Origin of the sequence: Sphingomonas sp. ABOLH (genome assembly GCF_003951715.1) — a bacterium.
In the GTDB taxonomy this organism is placed as follows: domain Bacteria; phylum Pseudomonadota; class Alphaproteobacteria; order Sphingomonadales; family Sphingomonadaceae; genus Sphingomonas; species Sphingomonas hankookensis_A.
Window position 1 is genome coordinate 1 of the sequence record NZ_QQWV01000058.1, and the last position, 21,210, is coordinate 21,210.

The window sequence follows — 21,210 nt, forward strand, 5'->3', positions numbered from 1 at the left end:
GGCACGACCGGCGGTGGCGTCACCTGCGCCACGGCGGCGGTCGCACCGGTCAGCGCGATGCCGGCCAGCAGCGCGCGGCGCGCAAGGCGGGCGAAACGAGGGCGATGGTCGGTAATGCTAATCATCCTATACTCTTCCGGTGCGGCACGCAGGCTATAGTCTCTTCGAACCTGCCGCACGATGAACCGTTCCCCTTTGGCGGCATGTTACCACAGGGACGGGGTGGTTTCGAACCCCTGCCGCTCAAGAAAGATGGCGCTTGTCGAGCTTTCGCGCGAGCGTCCGGCGGTGCATTCCCAGCCTTCGCGCGGCTTCCGAGATGTTGAATCCAGTGTCCGCGAGCGTCTGATGGATATGTTCCCACTCCAGCGTCTTGATCGAGGTGGGAGCGGCAGTCAGGTCCGCATCGGCATTGCCCTCGACCCGGGCAAAGGCGGCCTCGATTTCGTCGGTGTTGGCGGGTTTGGTCAGATAGTTGGTCGCGCCCAGCTTGATCGCCTCCACCGCGGTCGCGATGCTGGCGAAGCCGGTCAGCACGACGATGCGGATCGTCGGATCGATCGCCGACAGCGCGGAGACGCAGGCCAGCCCGGACGCGCCGCCCAGCCGCAGGTCGACCACCGCATATTCCGGTTCGAAACTGCGTGCGACATCCTCCAGCCGGTCTGGGCCGTCGATCACCTCTACGCCATAGCCGCGTCGTTCGAACGACCGGCACAATGTACGGGCAAAGGTCGCGTCGTCCTCGACGATCAGCAATCGGCGCTCGGTCATCGCGTCTTCTCCAGCGCCAGCGAATCGATCGGCAGGATCAGCGTCGTCTCCGCCCCGCCGCCATCACGGTTCAATGCCTCGATCGTGCCGCCCAGCGGGCGCAGGACATTGGTGGCGAGATAGAGGCCGAGCCCGGCGCCCTGCCGATCCTTGCTGGTATTATAGGGTTTGCCGAGCTGTGAGAGAATGCGGTCGGTAAAACCATTGCCGTCGTCGCGCACCGTCAGGCGCAGCGTCGATCCGTCGCGCAGCGCCAGCAGCGCGATGTTGCGTCCGCCAGCCTCGAGAGCATTGTCGAGCAGATTGGTCAGCGCTTGCGCCAGCGCGCGGTCGGCGACGATCGGTACGTCGGGCCCCAAGCGATCCTCGAACACGGCGCGTGCCGGATCGTTGCCGCGCCAGCGGTCGAGCGTGGCGGTCAGGAAGGTGCGCAATGTCGTGCGGGTCGGTGCCTCGCCCGTCACTTCGCCCGCGGCGAACAGGATGCCCGACACGATCTCCTTGCAGCGCGCGACCTCGGCCCGCATGTCGTCGACCTCCGCGACGAAGCGCGGGTCGCGGCGGATCGCCGGTTCGTTCTTCCAGTCGCCCAGCAGCACCGAGATCGACGACAGCGGCGTGCCCAGTTCATGTGCCGCACCGCTGGCGAGCAGGCCCATGCGGACGATATGCTCCTCCTCGACCGCGCGCTGGTGGAGCTGGGCGACCTTGGTATCGCGGTCGCGCAGGTTCGCGGCGATGCGCGTGACGAAGGCGACCAGCAACGTCGCCGCCAGCACGAAATTGATCCAGTTGCCGATCAGATAGGCGTCGGACAGGCTGCTGGCATAGGCCGGTGGCAGGTCGAGCGGGCGGTGGAACGGCCCGAGCAGGGCGAACGCGCCGCTGGTGATCGCGACCAGCGCCCAGCTCGACCAGACCTTCAGCAGGATCGCGCCGATCACGACCTGCAACAGATAGAGCGACACGAAGGGGTTGCGCGCCCCGCCCGACAGATAGAGCTGCGCAGTGAGCGCGGCGACGTCGAGGACGAGGGCGGCGAACAGCGGCAAATTGGTGTCGCTCCACCGCGACCGGCGCGCCAGCGTGACGAGGTTCAGCAGCACCAGCGCCGCCAGCACGCTCGCCATCGGGATCAGCGGCAGGCGGATGCCGAGCAGCCCGTCGACCACCAGGATCGTCCCCAGCTGCCCCCCGACCGCCAGCCAGCGCAACTGCACCAGCAACAGCATGTTGCGGCCGACCCCGTCCGCCATGGGCAGGCGCGGAGTCGTGGAAGGAGGGGCGGGTTGCATCGGGCGCATGTTACGCCCGTGGTTCGCGCCGTGCGACCCACCATGTCATGCCACCCAGCAGCAGCGCGAGGCCGAACCAGGTCAGCGCGTAGACGAGGTGGTTGTTGCGGAACGAGACGATGGTCAGCCCGCCGCGCGGCCACTCGACCTGTGGATCGGCGACGGCATCGATGAAATAGGGGGCGACGTCGGTGAGCCCACGCCGGGCGGCGATCGCCGCGACGTCGCGTGAATGCCAGCGATCCTCGGCCGGCACGTTGCTGCGCAGGAAGCCGCCGCCCGGTTCGCTGATGCGCAGCAGCCCGCGCACGGTCACGGTCACGGTGCCGGGTGGCGGGGGCACCTTGCCGCGCTGGTCAGGCGGCACGAACCCGCGATTGACGAGGAGAGTGAAGCGCCCGGTGTCGAGCGGGGTCAGGACCCAGAAACCGCCACCCAGCGCCGTTGCGGCCTGGGTATAGGTGTCGGCGTCGGGGCGGTAGCGCCCGGTGGCTATGACGGGACGATAGGCGTCGTCGCTCGTAATCGTGCCCCATGCCGCCGGGGGCGGGGCGGGGACGGGCGGGGAGCGGAGCATCGCTTCGGTCCGCTGGATCAGGTCCAGCTTCCATGCGCGACGCTGCAACTGCCACACGCCCAGGCCGATCAGGCCGGCGATGACGCATCCGATCAGCGTGCCGATCAGGATGCGTCGGATCGGCCGGCCCCGCATCACATCGCGCCCATATCCCCGGACATCTGCGGCATCATGTTCATGTTCATGTGGTACATGACCCACAGCGACCCGGCGATCACGATCCCGACCAGGACGACGGTGAAGATCAGCGCCATCAACGTCCAGCCGCTTTCCGACTTGGTGTTCATGTGCAGGAAGTAGATCATGTGGACGACGATCTGCACGACCGCGCACAGCATGACGATGCCCGCGGTGATCCGCGTATCGGCAAAGGCGTTTGTCATGACGAGCGCGAAGGGGATCGCAGTCAGCAGCACCGACAGCAGGAAGCCGATGACATAGTCCTTGCGCGAACCATGTGCGGGCGCGTCGCCATGACCGTGAGCGCCATGACCGTGCGCGTCGTGATGGGCGTGGCCGGCCATTAGAGGACTCCCAGCAGATAGACGAAGGTGAAGACGCCGATCCAGATGACGTCGAGGAAGTGCCAGAACAGCGACAGGCACATCAGCCGGCGCATGTTGGCAGCACCGAGGCCGTATTTGGCGACCTGCACCATCAGCGTGACCAGCCAGATCGAGCCGAAGGTGACGTGCAACCCGTGGGTGCCGACCAGCGTGAAGAACGCCGACAGGAACGCACTGCGCTGCGGCCCGGCGCCTTCATGGATCAGGTGGCTGAATTCGTAGAGTTCGATGCCGAGGAAGCACAGGCCGAATACGCCGGTGATGGCGAGCCAGCGCAGCGTCGCGGCCTTCTTGCCCTCTTCGGCGGCGATCATCGCGAAGCCGTAGGTGATCGACGAGAACAGCAGCATCGCGGTGTTGAGCGCGACGAGCGGCAGGTCGAACAGCTCCTTGGCGTCGGGGCCACCCGCGGTGCTACCCGAATAGACGCCATAGGCGGCGAAGAGCATGGCGAAGATGAGACAGTCGCTCATCAGGTAGAGCCAGAAGCCGAGCATGGTGCTCGACCCGGCCTCATGCTCATGCTCCTCCGCCAGGTGGTAGGCGCGACCTTCCGCGCCCGCGGGGATTTGTACCGACGAACCCATGTTTTACGCCCCCGCGGCCTGGAGGTCGGCGGTGCGCCGCCGCTCCGTCTCGATGACTTCCTCGACCGGAATGTGGAAGTCACGCTTGTAGTTGAAGGTGTGGAAGATCGCGATGCCGATCACCGCGACGAACGACAGCGCCGCCAGCCACCAGATGTACCAGACCATCGCCAGACCGAACACGGTCGACACGCCCGCGATCACGATACCGGCCCATGTGTTGCTCGGCATGTGGATCGGCTGGAAGCCTTCGGTCGGCCGGGCATATTTGTGGCTCTTCATGTCGTACCACGCGTCCATGTCGTGGACGACCGGCGTGAAGGCGAAGTTATAGTCCGGCGGCGGCGACGAGGTTGCCCATTCGAGGCTGCGGCCGTCCCACGGATCGCCGGTCACGTCGCGCAGCTTGTCGCGGTTCATGATGCTGACCGCGATCTGCACCAGGAAGGCGGCGATGCCGACCGCGATGATCACGGCACCAACGGCGGCGATGACGAACCAGATCTGCAGGCTCGGATCGTCGAAGTGGCGCAGACGCCGGGTGATGCCCATCAGGCCCAGCACGTAGAGCGGGGTGAAGGCGACCCAGAAGCCGACGAACCAGCACCAGAAGCTGACCAGACCCCATTTGCGGTCGAGCTTGAAGCCGAACGCCTTGGGGAACCAGTAGTTGATGCCGGCGAAGGTGCCGAACACGACCGCGCCGATGATCACGTTGTGGAAGTGCGCGATCAGGAACAGCGAGTTGTGCAGCACGAAGTCGGCCGGCGGCACCGCGAGCAGAACGCCGGTCATGCCGCCGATGGTGAAGGTCAGCATGAAGGCGATCGCCCACATCATCGGCAGCTCGTAGCGAATACGTCCGCGATACATGGTGAACAGCCAGTTGAAGATCTTCGCACCCGTCGGGATCGAGATGATCATCGTGGTGATGCCGAAGAACGAGTTGACGCTCGCCCCCGACCCCATGGTGAAGAAGTGGTGCAGCCATACCAGGTACGACAGGATGGTGATGACCAGCAGCGCGTAGACCATCGACGTATAGCCGAACAGCCGCTTGCTGGAGAAGGTTGACACGACTTCGGAGAACACGCCGAACACCGGCAGGACCAGGATGTAGACCTCCGGGTGGCCCCAGATCCAGATCATGTTCACGTACATCATCGGGTTGCCGCCGAGCGTGTTCGTGAAGAAGTTGGTGCCGACATAGCGGTCGAGCGACAGCATGGCGAGCACGGCGGTCAGGACCGGGAAGGCGGCGACGATCAGGATGTTGGTGACCAGCGCCGACCAGGTGAAGATCGGCATCTTCATCAGGCCCATGCCCGGGGCGCGCATCTTGACGATGGTCGCGATCAGGTTGACGCCCGACAACAATGTCCCGACGCCCGCCAGCTGGAGCGCCCAGATATAATAGTCGACGCCCACATCCGGCGAATAATCCAGCCCCGACAGCGGCGCGAACGCCAGCCAGCCGGTGCGGGCGAATTCGCCGACGAACAGGCTGGCCATCACGATCACGACGCCCGACGCGGTCATCCAGAAGCTGAAATTGTTCAGGAACGGGAAGGACACGTCGCGCGCCCCGATCTGCAACGGCACGATATAGTTCATCAGCCCGGTGACGAACGGCATCGCGACGAAGAAGATCATGATGACACCGTGAGCGGTGAACACCTGATCATAATGGTGCGCGTTCAGAAAGCCTTCGTTGTCGCCGAACGCGATCGCCTGCTGGCTGCGCATCATGATGGCGTCGGCGAAGCCGCGCAGCAGCATGACGATGCCGAGGATCATGTACATGATCCCGATCTTCTTGTGATCGACCGTCGTGAACCACTCTTTCCAGAGATAGCCCCACAGTTTGAAATAGGTCAGCGCCGCCAGCACCGCCGCGCCGCCGATGGCGACCGCGATGAAGGTCATGACGATGATCGGTTCGTGGATCGGGAAGCTTTCGAGCGTCAGGCGCCCGAAGATCAGCTTGGTAAGGGTATCGGACATGATCTCGTTCTCAGCCAAGTGCCGGAGCGGTGCGGCCCGGGATCGCGGGCGGCGCGATGCGGGTCATGTTGCGGTTGGCGTCGTTGCCCGGATCGGCGGCACCGGGAGCGGCCGACGACCCCTGCGGCGCATCGCCGCTGCTATGCGGGCTGACACCATATTCGGAAGGTGCCTTTTCCAGCGCGCCCTTGGTACGCTCCCCTTCGGGCAGTCGGCTGTTGACCGCCGAACCATGGCCTCCATGGCCCATGCTTTCGGTCATGCACGGCGTGCCGGGCTTGACGCACATCTGCACGATGCGGGTGAACAGCCCCTGTTCGACCCCGCTGAAGCCCATCGGCGGCACCTTTTCGCTCGGCTTCTCCAGCTCGAGATAGCGCGCGGTGTCCAGCCGGTTCGGCATCGCCTTCACGCCTGCCACGAACTTGTCGAAGCCGGCGGCGTCGGTGCTCGTCGTCTTGAAGTTCATATAGGAGAAGCCGGCACCGCTATAATGCGCCGACATGCCGTCGAAGGTGCCCGGACGGTTCAGCACGGCGTGGAGCTTCGTCTCCATGCCCGGCATCGTGTAGATCATGCCGGCCATGGCAGGCACGTAGAAGGTGTTCATCACCGACGACGACGACAGACGGAACCGTACCTGGCGATCGACCGGCACGACCAGGCGATTGACCGTCGCGATGCCCTGTTCGGGATAGATGAACAGCCATTTCCAGTCGAGCGAGACGACCTGGATCTCCAGCGGCTGCTGGTCCTCGGGCACCGGCTTGCCGGACGAAATCTGCCCGATCGGGCGATAGGGATCGAGCAGGTGGGTGCTGATCCAGGTCAGCGCGCCGAGCGCGATGACGATCAGCAGCGGACCGGACCAGATGACCAGTTCGAGCGCGGTCGAATGGTCCCAGTCGGGCTTGTAGGTCGCCGTTTCGTTGCTGGCGCGGTATTTCCACGCGAACCAGACGATCAGCGCCATCACCGGAATGATGATGAGCAGCATCAGGCCGACCGATATCATCAGGACGTCGGCCTGTTGGCGCGCGATGTCGCCGGCGGGATTGAGCACGACCAGGTCGCATCCGCCGAGCAGCGGCAGGGCCGCGAGCGGGAGGAGCGAACGCAGTGGCCGGTGCCACGGGAGCGAGCGGGGCAGGATCATGGGCGCGACCTATGCCGTGCGATGCTGCACTGCGATAGGACATTTTGTCCTATCCCCGCGTTTGGTGCATTGCGATAACGGGCGCACATTCTGTTTATCCGCGCGGCATCCGCGCTGCTCTTGGAGTCCCTATGGCCGAGGCCTTCGTCCACTCCCGCGAACTCGAGGCCGATGCCCGGGCCGTCAACCATGGCGGCGGCGAGGTGAACGTCCAGTCCGAAGAGATCGCGATCGGCGTGATCATCGGGCGTACGTCGGAATTTTTCGACTTCTTCGTCTATGCGATCGCGTCGGTGATCGTGTTCCCGCAGCTGATGTTCCCCTATGTCGATCGGCTGACGGGCACGCTGTACTCGTTCGCGCTGTTCCCGCTGGCGTTCTTCGCGCGGCCGCTGGGCACGCTGCTGTTCATGTGGATCGACCGTCGCCATGGGCGCGGCACGAAGCTGACCATCGCGCTGTTCCTGCTCGGCACGGCGACGGTGGCGATGGGGTTCCTGCCGGGCTATGCCCAGGTCGGCGCATGGTCGGTGATCCTGCTGGCGGTGCTGCGTATCCTGCAGGGTATCGCGCTGGGCGGCGCATGGGACGGGCTCGCCTCGCTGCTGGCGCTCAACGTGCCGCAGGATCGCCGCGGCTGGTACGCGATGATCCCGCAGCTGGGCGCCCCGCTCGGCCTGATGGTCGCCAGCGCGCTGTTCGCCTTCTTCACCGCTTATATGAGCGCCGAGGATTTCATCAGCTGGGGCTGGCGCTATCCGTTCTTCGTGGCGTTCGCGCTGAACGTCGTGGCGCTGTTCGCGCGGCTGCGCATCGTCGTGACGCCCGAATATACCAAGCTGTTCGAGAATCGCGAGCTGAAGGCGTCCCCGGTGCTGCCGACGGTCGGCCGCGAGTGGAAGACGATCGTGATCGGCGCGCTGGTGCCGCTGGCCAGCTTCGCGCTGTTCCATATGGTCACGGTGTTCCCGCTGTCGTGGATCCTGCTGAAGACCGAGCAGCCGATCGAACGCTTCCTGTGGATCGAGACCGCGTGCGCGCTGTTCTTCATCTTCGCGATCATCATTTCGGGCGTGCTGGCCGATCATGTCGGTCGCCGCACCCTGCTGGGCATCGGTGCCATCGCCATCGCGCTGTTCTCCGGCCTCGCGCCGCTGCTGCTGAACGGCGGCGACGCGGGTGAGATCGCGTTCATGATCACCGGCTTCATCCTGCTGGGCCTGTCGTTCGGTCAGTCGTCGGGGACGGTGGCGTCGAACTTCGCCAAGGATTCGCGCTATACCGGCGCGGCGCTGACGTCGGACCTAGCGTGGCTGTTCGGGGCGGGCTTCGCGCCGTTCGTGGCACTGGCGCTGGCCGACAAGCTGGGGCTGCTGGCATCGGGCCTGTACCTGCTGTCGGGTGCCGTCGGCACGCTGGCGGCACTGGCGCTCAACAAGGAACTGGCACGCCGACTCGATTGATCCGGTCGATGCTGCGATACTGGGCGGCGGCGCTTGCGCTGGCGGCGGGAACCCCCGCCGCGGCGCAGGACGCCGCCGTCGTCGTTTCCGCCGACACCGCACTGGCGCAGGATGCGGCCGAAGTCGCTCGCATCCGCAGCATCGATCCGGCCGATGCGCTGGTCCTGTTGCGCAAGCAGGCGGCCAGCGTCGCCGTGACCGAATGGATCGAGGGCGAATATCGCGACCGGCTGGCAGGCACCTCGATCGAGCGGGACGGCGCGGTCACCGTCCTGCTGACCGGCAAGCGAGCCGTACCGGACGGGCAGGTGACCATCGACGGCCTGTCGATTCCGATCCGGTTCCGCATCGGCGCGACCGCCACGCGTACGCAGATGCTGGCGGCGATTGCCGATCACCAGGCGGCGATCCGAGCGATGGTGCAACGTCCGCCGGCCATGGGAATCGACGCCCGGAACGGCACGTTGCTGGTCCTGATCGGCGCGACGGATGCGGCGGGCGATGTCGCGGCGCTCAAGCGGCGGATCGAGTCGCTGACCGGCGTGCCCGTCCGGATCGCGACCAGCGGTCGCCCCGAACTGGACCTGTCGGGCGAGGTCGTCGGCGGATCGCGGCTGATCGGCCCCGATCCGGTCAGCGGGCGGCGCTTCTACTGCACGACCGGCTTCGTCGTGACCGATGGCGTGCAGAACGGCATCGTCACGGCCGCCCACTGCCCCGACACGCTCGAGCATGTCGCCAAGGGCGGTACCCGCACCCCGCTGACCTTTATCGGTCAATGGGGCTGGGGGTTTCACGACGTACAGGTCAATGCCAGCCCCGATGCGGTGCAGCCGCGATTCTATTCCGACGCGGCGCGCACGGTGCTGCGCCCGGTCGAGGGGCAGCGCAGCCGGGCCGGCACGCGGGTCGGGGATATCGTGTGCCACCGGGGCGAACATAGCGGCTATAGCTGCGCCGAAGTCGAAATGGTCGACTTCGCCCCCTCCGGTGACCTGTGCGGCGGGCCGTGCCTGCCGACCTGGGTCGCGGTGGCGGGGCCGGGGTGCAAGGGCGGCGACAGCGGCGGGCCGGTGTTCGTCGGCACGACCGCGATCGGGCTGTTGAAGGGGGCGAGCTACCGTCCCGACGGGACCTGCGTCTTCTATTATTACATGTCGCTCGATTTCCTGCCCGATGGCTGGCGACTGGTTCGCGCAGGCGGCGACTTCACATTGCCGGGGGCGCTTCCCAACTCCCCGCGATGACGACCGCGATTCCCGCCGCCACCTTGATCCTGTTGCGCGACCGGGCCGCCGGACCGCCCGAACTGTTGATGGTCGAGCGGTCGGCGGCAATGGCCTTTGCCGGCGGCGCGCTGGTATTTCCCGGCGGGCGGATCGACCCGGGCGACCGGGCGTTGGCGCTGGCGATGGGTAACGGTGATCTTGCGCCGCGACTGGCCGCGATCCGCGAGACGATCGAGGAGGCGGGGATCGCGATCGGCCTATCCGGCGACGTGGAAGCGATGCGCGCGGCACTGGCTGATGGCGCATCGATCGGGGCGTTGGGCCCGGTCGATCCGTCACCACTGATCCCCTATGCCCGGTGGCGTCCCGACCATGTGCCGGTACGGGTGTTCGACACGTGGTTCTACGTCGCCCGCCTGCCGGAGGATGCGCCGCCTGCACGGGTCGATGCGACGGAGAATGTCCGGACCCTGTGGCTGGCGGCCGCCGACGCGCTCGCCTCCGCCGACCGGGGGGAGGCGACCTTGCTGTTCCCGACCCGCCGGGTCCTGGAGCGGCTCGCGCAGCATGAGTCGGCCGACGAGGTGCTGGCCGATGCCGCGCGCTGGCCGGTCCGGACGATAACGCCGTGGGTCGAGGAGCGGGACGATGGCCGCTTCATCTGCATACCCGACGATCTGGGCTATCCGGTCACGGCCGAACCCGCCGACCGCGCGGTGCGCGCATGAAGGCGCTGTCGGTCGGCGTTCGTACCCTCGTATGGCTCGCCGTCCTCGCTGCCATCGCTTTCGCCATCTACGCTTTTTCCCGCAGTCGCCCGCAGGACGTGCCCTGGACCCCGCTCGACCTGTCGCAGCCGGTTGGCATGTTCACGCGTGCGAAGATAGGTGATTTGGCGGGCGACTTCGCGGGGTGCCGTGCGCTGCTGGATGTGGCAGGCGTGCGCTACACCGCGCTGCCGCCGCGCGACGATGCGGGGCAATGCGGGTACGACGATGCGGTGCGGATGCGCGGGGGCGGGTCGCGGACCATTGCCATCACGCCCGATGTCGGCGTGTCGTGCCGCGTCGCGACCGGGATGGCGCTATGGGAGTGGCAGGTCGTCCAGCCCGCCGCGCAGAAGCATTTCGGCGAACCGGTCGTCAGAATCGAGAATTTCGGCAGCTATAATTGCCGGCGGATGTATGGCCGCGACACCGGGGCGTTCAGCGAGCATGCGACAGCCAACGCGCTCGACATCGCTGCATTCGTGCTGGCCGATGGACGGCGGGTGAGCGTCGTCGGCGACTGGACGGCAGGGCAGGGCCGCGACGATGCGGCGAAGGCGGCGTTCCTGCGCGAGGTCCGCGATGGCGCGTGTGGCGTCTTCTCGACCGTGCTGTCGCCCGATTACAATGCCGCGCACCGCGACCATTTCCACTTCGATCAGGCTACGCGCGGATTCGGCGGGGCATGCAGGTGAGGGGGCCGGCTGCTGGGCGTGGTAAGGCTGGCACGGATTGACCGGCCGCGGCTGATGCGGTGGCACCAGTCCAAATCCTGTCCGTCACTCCCGGACCTGATCTGGGTCCCGCTTCTACCTACTCCCCCCCGGACGAAGAAGAAGCGGGACCCCGGCTCAAGGCCGGGGTGACGTTTTAGGACAGAGTGGGCCGTCATATCACGGAACGGTCGGAGCCCCATCCGCCCCCGCGATCAATGCATCGGCGCGCCGGCTTCGACCTTTTCGACCCACGCCGGATAGAAGGCCGGTTGACGCATCGACCAGCCCGATGCCGTTGCCGCCGCTTCGCTGAGCGATTGCAGCAGCTTGCGACGTAGTTCGGGATGGAGATGCGGCAAGGCGGCCGAGGCGCAGAAGGCGGCGGGCAGCCATGGGCGTGCCTCCGGCCCGACCAGACGTTCGTACAGGAAGCGATAGGCGCCGAACGTCGTCAGCCGCCCCTGGCCCAGATCGAACGCGGTCACCGTCAGCAGCGGCGTCATGAACGGTTCGATCGCATCCAGCCCGCTGTCCTCGGGGATGCAGGCGCGGATGTCGGGCAGGCGATCATAGATGCGTGCCTGTGCACGGATGCTGGCGGCCTCCACCACGTCTCGCGACCAGCGGCGCATCGCGTCGTCGCGATCCAGCCCGATATCGAGCGAGCGGCGGATGTACCGCTGCGTCGCTGCCGAAAAGGTCGCGAACTCTTTCATCTCCGCCAGCGTAATCGCGCCTTCCGCCGGCCTGCGTGCAATCGCCATCTGTGAACTCCCCGCCCAAGATTACAACCGACCGAATAGTGCCGAAGAATAGTTAACGGCTTGCTGAACGAAACACGGCACCCCCGATCGACGACATATCCGAACAGGTTCGGTGCTGCATTGCAACAACGACCTGATGCAGTTCGTCGCATCGGCGTTCGGCGACACGTCGGGAGCGGGCAGGGCAAAACGACCGGCGTTCCACGGTTCATCCGCCAGTCATCGCCGCGCAAACACGGTTCGTCGGAATTGGTTCCCATTTGGCCAGGGGTGGGGTTTTCGTGGGCGGTAAACCCTGCTTCATGCCGCTCACGACATTCGTGGGGCCGTGGGGGTCAGATGAAGTTTGGTGCTGTGGCAGCGCGTTTCGCGCTGGTGGTTTCGTGCGCTCTGGCGATGGTGGCTCCGGCCCAGGCCCGGTTCTGGCAATGCGCCCCCTATGCCCGCGAAATCTCGGGCGTCGAAATCTTCGGCAACGCCCATACCTGGTGGGGCCAGGCCGCCGGCAAGTATGAACGCGGCCATGCGCCCAAGGAAGGGGCGGTTCTGTCCTTTGCCGCCACCTCCAAGATGCGCCTCGGTCATGTCGCGATGGTGTCGAAGGTTGTCAGCGACCGCGAAGTCCTGCTGACCCATGCCAACTGGTCGCGCCGCGGTGGGATCGAGCGCGATGTCCGCGCGATCGACGTGTCGGCCGCCGGCGACTGGAGCGAAGTGAAGGTGTGGTACGGTCCGCTCGGCGGTCTCGGCACCTCGGCCTATCCGGCGAACGGCTTCATCTATGCCAAGCATGCGCCGCGCGGCAGCGAGCTGGAAGCGCCGCTGGTGATCGTGAAGACCGATCCGCCCGCTCCGGTGCAGGGCGGTGCCAGCACCCAGCCGGCCCATGCCCGCATGGTCGTCGCGCTCAACGACTGATCCGATCCCCGCGCCATTGTCAAAAGGGCCCGCCGCATGCGGAATGCGGCGGGCCTTTTGGTGTTCAGGCGGGGCGGAAGGTCATCGCCACGCCGTTCATGCAATAGCGTTTGCCGGTCGGCGGCGGCCCGTCGTCGAACACGTGGCCGAGATGCCCGCCGCAGCGGCTGCACAGCACCTCGGTCCGGGTCATCATCAGCGAGCGGTCGGCGCGGGTCGCGACGGCGCCCGGGCGCGGGGCGTAGAAGCTCGGCCAGCCGGTGCCGCTTTCGAACTTGGTCGTCGACAGGAACAGTGGCTGATTGCAACCGGCGCAGGCGAACACGCCCTTGCGCTTTTCGTCGTTCAGCGGGCTGCTATAGGGGCGTTCGGTCCCCTCCTGCCGCAGCACATTATATTGCGCCGGGGTCAGGCGCCCCTTCCACTGGGCGTCGGTCAGCTTGAACGGGAAGGTCTGCGCCGCCTCGCTCGCCTCCGGTGCGCAGCCGATCAGCGCGGCGAGCGCCGACATTCCGGTCAGTTCGAGCAGGCGGCGGCGATCGATCGGCATCGTGCGATTCCCTTCACCGGCGATGTGGGGAAGGGGCGTCGCACCGGCAATGTCCGGGTACGGAAGCCGACAAACGAAAATCTTTTGCCAATTTCGCGGTCCGGTTGCATGGTAAACGATACGCATGGCCTTGCCGTAGCCGCAATTTGGGGCCATTTGGCGCGTTATGCCTTTTTCGACGTTACCCGAACCGCTCGCCGCGGCGCTTTCCGCGCGTGGTTATGAAGCTCCGACCGCCGTTCAGGCGGCCGTCCTGACGCCTGATGCCGAAGGACGCGACCTGCTGGTGTCCGCCCAGACCGGATCGGGCAAGACCGTCGCCTTCGGCCTTGCCATCGCGCGCGACCTGCTCGACGCCGAGGACAAGATGCCGCGTGCCGGCGCGCCGCTGGCGCTGGTCATCGCCCCGACCCGCGAGCTGGCGTTGCAGGTCGCGCGCGAATTGCTGTGGCTGTACGGCCCGACCGGCGCGCGCATCGTGTCGTGCGTTGGCGGCATGGATGCGGCGCGCGAACGCCGGAATCTGAGCCATGGCGCGCATATCGTCGTGGGGACGCCGGGGCGTCTGCGCGATCACCTCGAACGCGGCGCGCTCGACCTGTCGGGGCTGAAGGTCGCGATCCTCGACGAAGCCGACGAGATGCTCGACATGGGCTTTCGCGAGGATCTCGAAGGGATTCTCGACGGCACGCCGGCCGAGCGCCGCACGCTGTTGTTCTCGGCGACGCTCGCCAAGCCGATCGTGGCGCTGGCCAAGCGCTACCAGAAGGACGCGTTCCGCATCGACACGCGCGAGGCGGAGCGGGGCCATGGCGACATCAGCTATCAGGCGATGACCGTCGCGCCGAACGATATCGAGAATGCGGTCGTCAACCTGCTGCGCCTGCACGAACCGGACACCGCGTTCCTGTTCTGCGCGACGCGCGAAGCGGTGCGCCACCTGCACGCCAATCTGGTCGAGCGCGGTTTCGATGCGGTCGCGCTGTCGGGCGAGCATTCGCAGTCGGAGCGCAACCATGCGTTACAGGCGCTGCGTGACCGCCGTGCGCGCGTCTGCGTCGCGACCGACGTTGCCGCCCGCGGCATCGATCTGCCGTCGCTGAGCCTGGTCGTCCATGTGGAACTGCCGCGTGATGCCGAAGCGCTCCAGCACCGTTCGGGCCGCACCGGCCGCGCGGGCAAGAAGGGCATCGCCGCGCTGATCGTGCCGTTCCAGCGTCGTCGCCGGGTCGAAGGACTGCTGCGCGATGCGAAGATCAACGCCGAATGGATCGGCGTGCCGACCCCCGAGCAGATTCACGCGGCCGATCGGGAGCGCCTGCTCGCCAAGCTGGCCGAGCCGGTCGAATTCGACGAGGCCGATGTCGAACTGGGCGCGCGCCTGCTGGCCGAGAAGACGCCGGAAGATATCGCCGCGCTGCTGGTCCGCGCCTATCGCGCCAAGCTGCCCGCGCCCGAGGAATTGTCGGCTGGCGGCATGCCCGAACGACGCGAGCGCCAAGAAGGGCCGCGTCCGGGGTTCGAGGACACGGTGTGGTTCCGCATGAATGTCGGTCGCCGGCACAATGCCGATCCGCGCTGGCTGCTGCCGCTGCTGTGCCGTCGCGGTCACATCACCAAGGGTGAGATCGGCGCGATCCGCATTGCGAACGATGAATCGGCGTTCGAAATTCCCAAGGCGATCGCGGGCAAGTTCATCGCCTCGGTCAAGCGCACGGCGATGCCGGACGATGACCTGATGTTCGAACAGATGTCGGGTCCGCCGGCCGCTCCGCAGCGCCGGACCAATGGCGCACCGCCTCGCCATTCCGCCAAGCCGTATCGCGGCGGGCGTCGGGGGTGAGCTGATTTTCGCGCGGAGGCGCGGAGGGGTTGCGGTCGCGGCGACCATCCGCCGCGACAGCGGCTGTTCTCCTCTGCTGCAGGGTAGTCGAAAGGCTTCGCCGGACAAGCGTCAGGCGTTCGACACGCAACTTCTCTGCGCCTCCGCGTCTCTGCGCGAAAATCTAACCTTCTCCCTTCTTCTCCGCGTCATCGCGCCTTCGCGTGAACCAACCTTTCTTCCGCTGCCCAAACCGTTGCGTGATCCGCCCAAAAGGCGTATGGCGCGCCGGTTCGACGAGCACAGACTCGCGTAGGCCGGATGCGCAGGCGTCCTTTCCGCATTGCCGGGGCAAGCCTTTCGTGACGACAGGGTCGTGGAATGCCGCGTGTCGTATTCGGCGCGCGCGGCAATGCCGGTCAAAGACCGCCGGAGACAACCGGCCGGCCGGAAACAGATACGTTTAGGAACCAAGAGTTATATGGCCAGCATGGCAAATCCCACCCGTGACGATTTCGCGTCGATGCTCGACGACATGTTCGGTGCTTCGGAAAGCTTCGAAGGCCGCGTTGTCATCGGCACCGTCACGGGCATCGAAAACGACCTCGCCGTCATCGACGTCGGCCTGAAGTCGGAAGGCCGCGTGCCGCTGCGCGAATTCGCGGCGCCGGGCCAGAAGGCCGATCTGAAGGTCGGTGACGAAGTCGAAGTCTATGTCGACCGCGTCGAGAATGCGAACGGCGAAGCGATGCTGAGCCGCGACCGCGCCCGTCGCGAAGCCGCGTGGGACAAGCTGGAAACTGAATTCGCCAAGACCGCGCGCGTCGAAGGCGTCATCTTCGGTCGCGTCAAGGGCGGCTTCACCGTCGACCTGTCGGGCGCCGTGGCGTTCCTGCCGGGTTCTCAGGTCGATATCCGTCCGGTTCGCGACGTCACCCCGCTGATGGACATCCCGCAGCCGTTCCAGATCCTGAAGATGGACCGCAAGCGCGGCAACATCGTCGTGTCGCGTCGCGCGGTGCTGGAAGAAACCCGCGCCGAGCAGCGTTCGGGCCTGATCCAGAGCCTTGCCGAAGGTCAGGTGATCGACGGCGTGGTCAAGAACATCACCGATTACGGTGCGTTCGTGGACCTGGGCGGCATCGACGGCCTGCTGCACGTTACCGACCTGTCGTACAAGCGCGTCGGGCATCCGTCGGAAGTGCTGAACATCGGCGACACCGTCCGCGTTCAGATCATCCGCATCAACCGCGACACGCAGCGCATCTCGCTCGGCATGAAGCAGCTGGAAAGCGATCCGTGGGATGGCGCCGGTGCCAAGTATCCGGTCGGGGCGAAGCTGTCGGGCCGCGTCACGAACATCACCGAATATGGTGCGTTCGTCGAACTGGAGCCGGGTATCGAAGGTCTGGTCCACGTTTCGGAAATGAGCTGGACCAAGAAGAACGTCCATCCGGGCAAGATCGTCAGCACTTCGCAGGAAGTCGACGTGATCGTCCTCGAGGTCGATCAGGACAAGCGCCGCATCTCGCTGGGCCTCAAGCAGGCACAGGCGAATCCGTGGGAGAAGTTCGCGGAAGATCACCCCGTCGGTTCGACCGTCGAGGGCGAAGTCAAGAACGCGACCGAATTCGGCCTGTTCATCGGCCTGGACGGCGACGTCGACGGCATGGTCCACATGTCGGACATCGCCTGGGGCATTTCGGGCGAAGACGCGCTCAATCTGCACCGCAAGGGCGAGACGGTTCAGGCCGTCGTGCTGGCGGTCGAGCCGGACAAGGAGCGCATCTCGCTCGGCATGAAGCAGCTGGAGCGTGGTGGCCCGGTCGCGGCGCAGGCGGGTGATCGCCTGAACAAGAACGCGATCGTGACCGTGACCGTGCTCGAAGTCCGCGATGCGGGCCTCGAAGTGCAGCAGGGCGACGATGGCGCGACCGGCTTCATCAAGCGCACCGATCTCGGCCGCGACCGCGACGAACAGCGTCCGGAGCGGTTCCAGGTTGGCCAGAAGTTCGACGCGATGGTCACCGGCTTCGATCGTTCGAAGAAGCCGACCTTCTCGATCAAGGCGATGCAGATCGCCGAAGAGAAGCAGGCGGTTGCGCAGTACGGTTCGTCCGACTCGGGCGCGTCGCTGGGCGACATTCTGGGCGAGGCGCTGAAGGCGCGCGGCGAACAGAAGTAAGCTTTTCGTCCGCCGATCGGTGGAAACAGGGACGGGGTGCTCCAGTTTGGAGCGCCCCGTTTTTGCGTTCATTCGAAAGGCGGATTGTGAGGAACGATCAACATAGGTTAGTGCAACCCAATGTCCGGATCGAACCGTTCCGCGACATGGTTTTGATTTGGTGGGGGAAAAGATGATCCGATCGGAACTGGTTCAGCAACTGGCCCAGGAAAATCCCGAATTGCCGGTGCGGGATGTCGAACGGATCGTCGCGACCTTTTTCGATGCGATCACCGAACAGCTGCGTGAAGGCGGTCGTGTCGAACTGCGCGGCTTCGGCGCCTTTTCAACCCGCGCGCGCGATGCCCGTACCGGCCGCAACCCGCGCACCGGCGAAGCGGTCGAGGTCGATGCCAAGCGCGTGCCCTATTTCAAGCCCGGCAAGGAAATGCGCGCGCGGCTGAACGTCTGAGCGCGTACCGCGCCGGGACGGTTTTGCCCTCTTTCGCGCAGGGCTTTGCTGGCGCATGGCATGGGCCGAACCGATAGAGGACCGGCCGATGCACGTTCGCCACTTCCTGCCCTTCGCGCTGGTGCTGCTGGCGGCTCCGCTGCCGGCGCAGCAGCGCACCGCCCCGTTCGTGATCGAACAGACCGGCGAGGGGTTCGCGACGATCGATGCGGCGGTGACGGCGGTGCGCGACGGCACCGCGACCATCCTGATTGCGCCTGGGACCTATCGCGACTGCACGGTGCAGACCGGCGGCGACATCACCTTTCGCGCGCGTACGCCCGGCACGGTCATCTTCGACGGCGGGGCGTGCGAGGAAAAGGCGACCTTCGTCCTGCGCGGACGGCGCTCGACCGTCGACGGAATCGTGTTCCGTCGCATCCGCGTGCCCGATGGCAATGGCGCGGGCATCCGTACCGAGATCGGCGACCTGACCGTGACCAACTCCACCTTCCTCGACAGCCAGGAAGGAATATTGGGCGGCAATCCGGACGGGCGGCAGCGCATCGTCATCGACCGCTCGACCTTTGCCGGGCTCGGCCAGTGCGACGAGACGACCGACTGTTCGCATTCAGTCTATCTCGGCAACAACGGCTCGATCACCATCACCCGGTCGCGCTTCGAACGCGGCACCGGCGGCCATTATGTGAAGATCCGCGCGCCCCGCATCGACATCACTGACTCCAGCTTCGACGACAGTCGTGGCAACAAGACCAACTATATGATCGACCTACCCGAAGGCGCGACCGGAGTGATCGCACGCAACACCTTCGTCCAGGGCAAGGCTAAGGAGAACTGGACCGGCTTCATCGTCGTCGGTGCTGAGAAGCGCACTTTCCCGGCGCGCGGGCTGCGCATCGACGATAACGACGCACGGCTGGCGCCCGGCATGGACAAGAGTCCGGCGTTCGTCGCCGACTATACCGGCGACGGCGTTGCGGTCGGCGCGAACCGGCTGGGACCGGGGGTTCGCAAATTCGAGACGCGGTGACGCAGGCTATTGCTAGCCGGCCACGCTTTCCCCTTCGGTCGAACGGCAATACGCGATATTCGTGCATCCATGAAAAGCCGTTTTACGCTCGCTGCACTTCTGACGCTGTCGGCCATGCCGACGCTTGCCGCGCCCCGACAGTCACCGCCCGTGCGCACTTTGAACGACCTGTCAAATTGGACGATGCAGCCGGATGCGGTGCGGCGGAACGACGCTGCGGTGCTTCGTCGGCCATTGTCGAAGGCAGAGGCGGATGTGGCGCTCGAACTGTTGGCGGCGGCACGGATGCGGCAAGTGACAGCCGACTATCGGGCGGCGATGGCGGCGAAGGCGATCACGCTGGGCGACAAGACGCTGCGCTGGGAAAGTCGTCAGTTCGGCAGCGCTCTCCATGGCAAGCGCAGCCTGTGGATTTCGATGCATGGCGGCGGCAATGCCGCGCCGGCGGTCAACGACCAGCAATGGCGCAACCAGATCCGGCTCTACGAACCGGCCGAGGGCATCTACCTCGCGCCGCGCGCACCGACCGATACGTGGAATCTGTGGCACGAGGCGCATATCGATCCGCTGTTTCAACGGCTGATCGATGCGCAGGTCGCGATCAACGGCGTCGATCCGGATCGGGTCTATCTGCTCGGCTATTCGGCCGGCGGCGATGGCGTGTGGCAACTGGCGCCGCGCATGGCGGATCGCTTCGCCGCGGCATCGATGATGGCGGGCCATCCGAACGAGGCGGGCGTGGCGTCCTTACGCAACCTGCCGTTCGGCATCTTCATGGGCGGAGCGGACGCCGCTTATGACCGCAACAGGATCGCCGCCGAAAAGAGCGCGGAACTGGCGAAGCTCCACGCCGCTGATCCGGGCGGTTATGTTTCGATCACCCGCATCTATCCCGGCCTGCCGCACTGGATGAACCGCAGGGATGCCGAGGCCCTGCCATGGATGGCGCAATTCGTCCGCAATCCGTGGCCGAAGCGAGTCGTCTGGGTGCAGGACGATGTGACCCACGACCGTTTCTACTGGCTGCACCTGCCTGACGGCGCCGCGCCCAAAGCGGGCGACCGGATCGATGCGCGCGTCGACGGACAGGCGATCACCATCGACGGCGCGGTCCCGGCGGGGCTGGTGCTGCGCCTGTCGGACCGGCTGGTCGATCTCGACCGGCCGGTGCGGGTGACCGTCAACGGCGGGCGGGTATTCGCGGGCAAGGTGCCGCGCACCGCCGCCGCGATCGTCCGCTCGCTGGAGGAGCGGGCCGATCCGGCAGCGGCGGCGACGGCGATGCTGCGGTTGCCGTGAGTGGGCGCGTCCGTCGAGCGGAGTTCTTGACGGACGCTTCTCGACGAGCTCGAAGCTGCTCGAACCGAACGGTCGGATCAGCGACAGGTCGACCCTTCGCCGGGGTTCAGGTCGAGGCAGCGGCCGTCGATTTCTCCCTTCGGCACGTTCAGCCCGATGGTGGCTGCCAGCGTCGGCAGGATATCGACCGTCTCGACACCGAACGGCTCCTCGAACCCGCCGGCGCCCTTGCGCCAGAACAGGATCGGCACGCGCCGGTCATAGTCCCAGAAGCTGCCATGCGTCGCGACCGCGCTGCCGACAACCGGATGCGGCAGCGTCAGCACTCGCGGCTTCATCGCCACCAGCAGGTCGCCCGAGCGCGGCGGATAGAAGGACGCGCGGGCGCGCTCGACCAGCGTCCAGGTTTCGGGCGGGGTGTTCGGCACGGTCGTTGCCATGATCTGCGCGCGGGTAAAGACCGCCTGGGTCTGCGGATGCGCCATGAACATCGCGATCGCCTCGCGCTCGACCGCCGCCTTCTGCGCCGGGGTGAGCTTGATGTCGTACCACACATCGCCATTGACCCCGCCGAACAGGATGGGGCCGGCGATGCCGAGCTTCTGCCCGATCGCCTTGCCGATGCCCTCGACGGTCAGCTCGCCGTCCTGCCGCACGGCGTCGGGAATTGCGTGGTGCGCATGGCGTTCGCTGGCGTCGCTGCCGCCATGGTCGGCGGTCAGCACAACCTGATAGTCGACACCCGTCGCGTCGAGCACCTTGAAGAACTCACCGAGGCTCTGGTCGAGCGAGGTCAGCTGCAGGCACATCTCGCTGCCTTCGGTGCCATAGCCGTGCCCGACATAGTCGGTGGCCGACGCGCCGATCGAGATGATGTCGGTCTGCGGCCCCTGACCCAGCTTCATGTCCTGGATCAGCCCGGCGGCAAGTGCGAGGACGGCGGCGTCATATTCGGGCGAGCGGCGGAAATTGTTCACGTCGCCGGCGGCGCGTTCGAACCGGCCGGTGCCGATCGTCTTGCCCGCGACCGCAACGGCGCGGGCGAGCGGAGCGACGG

20 protein-coding genes are annotated in these 21,210 nt (G+C 66.2%); 10 read left to right on the forward strand and 10 right to left on the reverse strand.

Annotated features, from left to right (window positions below):
• Nucleotides 1–243: 243 nt before the first annotated feature.
• The 7 genes from CA237_RS17730 to cyoA are packed head-to-tail and all read right to left on the reverse strand — an operon-like array spanning nt 244 to nt 6,959.
• Nucleotides 244–774 carry a response regulator transcription factor gene (locus CA237_RS17730; RefSeq protein ID WP_126015051.1) on the reverse strand — a complete coding sequence of 177 codons (531 nt, stop codon included), beginning with the start codon at nt 772–774 and terminating at the stop codon, nt 244–246.
• The gene (locus CA237_RS17735) at nt 771–2,030 is read right to left on the reverse strand and encodes an ATP-binding protein (RefSeq protein ID WP_241215535.1); all 1,260 of its coding nucleotides are present in this window, start codon (nt 2,028–2,030) and stop codon (nt 771–773) included. Before CA237_RS17735 ends, CA237_RS17730 begins: the two co-directional genes overlap by 4 nt.
• 49 nt (nt 2,031–2,079) lie before the next feature.
• Nucleotides 2,080–2,781, reverse strand: a complete 702-nt coding sequence (locus CA237_RS17740) for an SURF1 family protein (RefSeq protein ID WP_126015053.1) — start codon at nt 2,779–2,781, stop codon at nt 2,080–2,082.
• Complete coding sequence (cyoD, locus tag CA237_RS17745) at nt 2,781–3,170, reverse strand: cytochrome o ubiquinol oxidase subunit IV (protein WP_126015055.1); 390 nt, start codon at nt 3,168–3,170, stop codon at nt 2,781–2,783. Before cyoD ends, CA237_RS17740 begins: the two co-directional genes overlap by 1 nt.
• Nucleotides 3,170–3,799 carry a cytochrome o ubiquinol oxidase subunit III gene (gene cyoC / locus CA237_RS17750; protein ID WP_126015057.1) on the reverse strand — a complete coding sequence of 210 codons (630 nt, stop codon included), beginning with the start codon at nt 3,797–3,799 and terminating at the stop codon, nt 3,170–3,172. Before cyoC ends, cyoD begins: the two co-directional genes overlap by 1 nt.
• Nucleotides 3,800–3,802: 3 nt before the next feature.
• Nucleotides 3,803–5,803 carry a cytochrome o ubiquinol oxidase subunit I gene (gene cyoB / locus CA237_RS17755; protein WP_206433012.1) on the reverse strand — a complete coding sequence of 667 codons (2,001 nt, stop codon included), beginning with the start codon at nt 5,801–5,803 and terminating at the stop codon, nt 3,803–3,805.
• Nucleotides 5,804–5,813: 10 nt separating this feature from the next.
• Nucleotides 5,814–6,959, reverse strand: a complete 1,146-nt coding sequence (cyoA, locus tag CA237_RS17760; RefSeq protein ID WP_206433013.1) for a ubiquinol oxidase subunit II — start codon at nt 6,957–6,959, stop codon at nt 5,814–5,816.
• 131 nt (nt 6,960–7,090) lie between these two features.
• Here cyoA and CA237_RS17765 point away from each other — a divergent pair, with 131 nt between their 5' ends.
• From CA237_RS17765 to CA237_RS17780, 4 genes are read left to right on the forward strand one after another with little or no spacing between them, the layout of a single operon-like run.
• Nucleotides 7,091–8,422, forward strand: a complete 1,332-nt coding sequence (locus tag CA237_RS17765; RefSeq protein WP_066689673.1) for an MFS transporter — start codon at nt 7,091–7,093, stop codon at nt 8,420–8,422.
• A gap of 8 nt (nt 8,423–8,430) precedes the next feature.
• A complete protein-coding gene (locus CA237_RS17770) occupies nt 8,431–9,669 on the forward strand; it encodes a hypothetical protein (RefSeq protein ID WP_126015059.1) in 1,239 nt (412 codons plus the stop codon).
• Nucleotides 9,666–10,379, forward strand: coding sequence for an NUDIX domain-containing protein (locus tag CA237_RS17775; RefSeq protein ID WP_126015061.1), 714 nt, complete (start codon nt 9,666–9,668; stop codon nt 10,377–10,379). The genes CA237_RS17770 and CA237_RS17775 overlap by 4 nt, the downstream gene beginning before the upstream one ends.
• Entirely contained in the window at nt 10,376–11,113 is a 738-nt protein-coding gene (locus tag CA237_RS17780; protein ID WP_126015063.1) for an extensin family protein, read from the forward strand. Before CA237_RS17775 ends, CA237_RS17780 begins: the two co-directional genes overlap by 4 nt.
• A gap of 233 nt (nt 11,114–11,346) precedes the next feature.
• Here CA237_RS17780 and CA237_RS17785 read toward each other — a convergent pair whose 3' ends face one another.
• Complete coding sequence (locus tag CA237_RS17785) at nt 11,347–11,898, reverse strand: hypothetical protein (protein WP_126015065.1); 552 nt, start codon at nt 11,896–11,898, stop codon at nt 11,347–11,349.
• Between the two features lie 339 nt (nt 11,899–12,237).
• Here CA237_RS17785 and CA237_RS17790 point away from each other — a divergent pair, with 339 nt between their 5' ends.
• Entirely contained in the window at nt 12,238–12,816 is a 579-nt protein-coding gene (locus CA237_RS17790; RefSeq protein WP_126015067.1) for a CHAP domain-containing protein, read from the forward strand.
• A gap of 64 nt (nt 12,817–12,880) precedes the next feature.
• Here CA237_RS17790 and msrB read toward each other — a convergent pair whose 3' ends face one another.
• Nucleotides 12,881–13,327, reverse strand: a complete 447-nt coding sequence (gene msrB / locus CA237_RS17795; RefSeq protein WP_241215536.1) for a peptide-methionine (R)-S-oxide reductase MsrB — start codon at nt 13,325–13,327, stop codon at nt 12,881–12,883.
• 205 nt (nt 13,328–13,532) lie between these two features.
• On the opposite strand from msrB, the gene CA237_RS17800 reads away from it, so the two are divergent.
• The 5 genes from CA237_RS17800 to CA237_RS17820 all read left to right on the forward strand — a co-directional run bounded on the left by CA237_RS17800 (nt 13,533) and on the right by CA237_RS17820 (nt 20,153).
• Nucleotides 13,533–15,209 (forward strand): DEAD/DEAH box helicase, encoded by a 1,677-nt coding sequence (locus CA237_RS17800; protein WP_126015071.1) that lies wholly within the window; start codon nt 13,533–13,535, stop codon nt 15,207–15,209.
• 460 nt (nt 15,210–15,669) lie between these two features.
• The gene (rpsA, locus tag CA237_RS17805) at nt 15,670–17,373 is read left to right on the forward strand and encodes a 30S ribosomal protein S1 (RefSeq protein WP_066689665.1); all 1,704 of its coding nucleotides are present in this window, start codon (nt 15,670–15,672) and stop codon (nt 17,371–17,373) included.
• A gap of 172 nt (nt 17,374–17,545) precedes the next feature.
• On the forward strand, nt 17,546–17,824 hold the full coding sequence (locus CA237_RS17810) for an integration host factor subunit beta (protein ID WP_126015073.1): 279 nt from the start codon (nt 17,546–17,548) through the stop codon (nt 17,822–17,824).
• Between the two features lie 88 nt (nt 17,825–17,912).
• Nucleotides 17,913–18,854, forward strand: a complete 942-nt coding sequence (locus CA237_RS17815) for a right-handed parallel beta-helix repeat-containing protein (RefSeq protein WP_126015083.1) — start codon at nt 17,913–17,915, stop codon at nt 18,852–18,854.
• A 69-nt stretch (nt 18,855–18,923) separates the two neighbouring features.
• Complete coding sequence (locus tag CA237_RS17820; protein ID WP_126015075.1) at nt 18,924–20,153, forward strand: alpha/beta hydrolase; 1,230 nt, start codon at nt 18,924–18,926, stop codon at nt 20,151–20,153.
• Nucleotides 20,154–20,230: 77 nt separating this feature from the next.
• Here CA237_RS17820 and CA237_RS17825 read toward each other — a convergent pair.
• Nucleotides 20,231–21,210, reverse strand: a 980-nt coding sequence (locus CA237_RS17825) for an alkaline phosphatase family protein (protein ID WP_206433014.1), incomplete at its 5' end; no start/stop codon positions are given.

What these genes read in the sequence shown, in the direction of transcription:
- CA237_RS17730 (WP_126015051.1), bottom strand. Translation starts at nt 774, where the DNA reads ATGACCGAGCGCCGATTGCTGATCGTCGAGGACGACGCGACCTTTGCC.
- CA237_RS17735 (WP_241215535.1), bottom strand. Translation starts at nt 2,030, where the DNA reads ATGGCGGACGGGGTCGGCCGCAACATGCTGTTGCTGGTGCAGTTGCGC.
- CA237_RS17740 (WP_126015053.1), bottom strand. Translation starts at nt 2,781, where the DNA reads ATGCGGGGCCGGCCGATCCGACGCATCCTGATCGGCACGCTGATCGGA.
- cyoD (WP_126015055.1), bottom strand. Translation starts at nt 3,170, where the DNA reads ATGGCCGGCCACGCCCATCACGACGCGCACGGTCATGGCGCTCACGGT.
- cyoC (WP_126015057.1), bottom strand. Translation starts at nt 3,799, where the DNA reads ATGGGTTCGTCGGTACAAATCCCCGCGGGCGCGGAAGGTCGCGCCTAC.
- cyoB (WP_206433012.1), bottom strand. Translation starts at nt 5,803, where the DNA reads ATGTCCGATACCCTTACCAAGCTGATCTTCGGGCGCCTGACGCTCGAA.
- cyoA (WP_206433013.1), bottom strand. Translation starts at nt 6,959, where the DNA reads ATGATCCTGCCCCGCTCGCTCCCGTGGCACCGGCCACTGCGTTCGCTC.
- CA237_RS17765 (WP_066689673.1), top strand. Translation starts at nt 7,091, where the DNA reads ATGGCCGAGGCCTTCGTCCACTCCCGCGAACTCGAGGCCGATGCCCGG.
- CA237_RS17770 (WP_126015059.1), top strand. Translation starts at nt 8,431, where the DNA reads ATGCTGCGATACTGGGCGGCGGCGCTTGCGCTGGCGGCGGGAACCCCC.
- CA237_RS17775 (WP_126015061.1), top strand. Translation starts at nt 9,666, where the DNA reads ATGACGACCGCGATTCCCGCCGCCACCTTGATCCTGTTGCGCGACCGG.
- CA237_RS17780 (WP_126015063.1), top strand. Translation starts at nt 10,376, where the DNA reads ATGAAGGCGCTGTCGGTCGGCGTTCGTACCCTCGTATGGCTCGCCGTC.
- CA237_RS17785 (WP_126015065.1), bottom strand. Translation starts at nt 11,898, where the DNA reads ATGGCGATTGCACGCAGGCCGGCGGAAGGCGCGATTACGCTGGCGGAG.
- CA237_RS17790 (WP_126015067.1), top strand. Translation starts at nt 12,238, where the DNA reads ATGAAGTTTGGTGCTGTGGCAGCGCGTTTCGCGCTGGTGGTTTCGTGC.
- msrB (WP_241215536.1), bottom strand. Translation starts at nt 13,327, where the DNA reads ATGTCGGCGCTCGCCGCGCTGATCGGCTGCGCACCGGAGGCGAGCGAG.
- CA237_RS17800 (WP_126015071.1), top strand. Translation starts at nt 13,533, where the DNA reads ATGCCTTTTTCGACGTTACCCGAACCGCTCGCCGCGGCGCTTTCCGCG.
- rpsA (WP_066689665.1), top strand. Translation starts at nt 15,670, where the DNA reads ATGGCCAGCATGGCAAATCCCACCCGTGACGATTTCGCGTCGATGCTC.
- CA237_RS17810 (WP_126015073.1), top strand. Translation starts at nt 17,546, where the DNA reads ATGATCCGATCGGAACTGGTTCAGCAACTGGCCCAGGAAAATCCCGAA.
- CA237_RS17815 (WP_126015083.1), top strand. Translation starts at nt 17,913, where the DNA reads ATGCACGTTCGCCACTTCCTGCCCTTCGCGCTGGTGCTGCTGGCGGCT.
- CA237_RS17820 (WP_126015075.1), top strand. Translation starts at nt 18,924, where the DNA reads ATGAAAAGCCGTTTTACGCTCGCTGCACTTCTGACGCTGTCGGCCATG.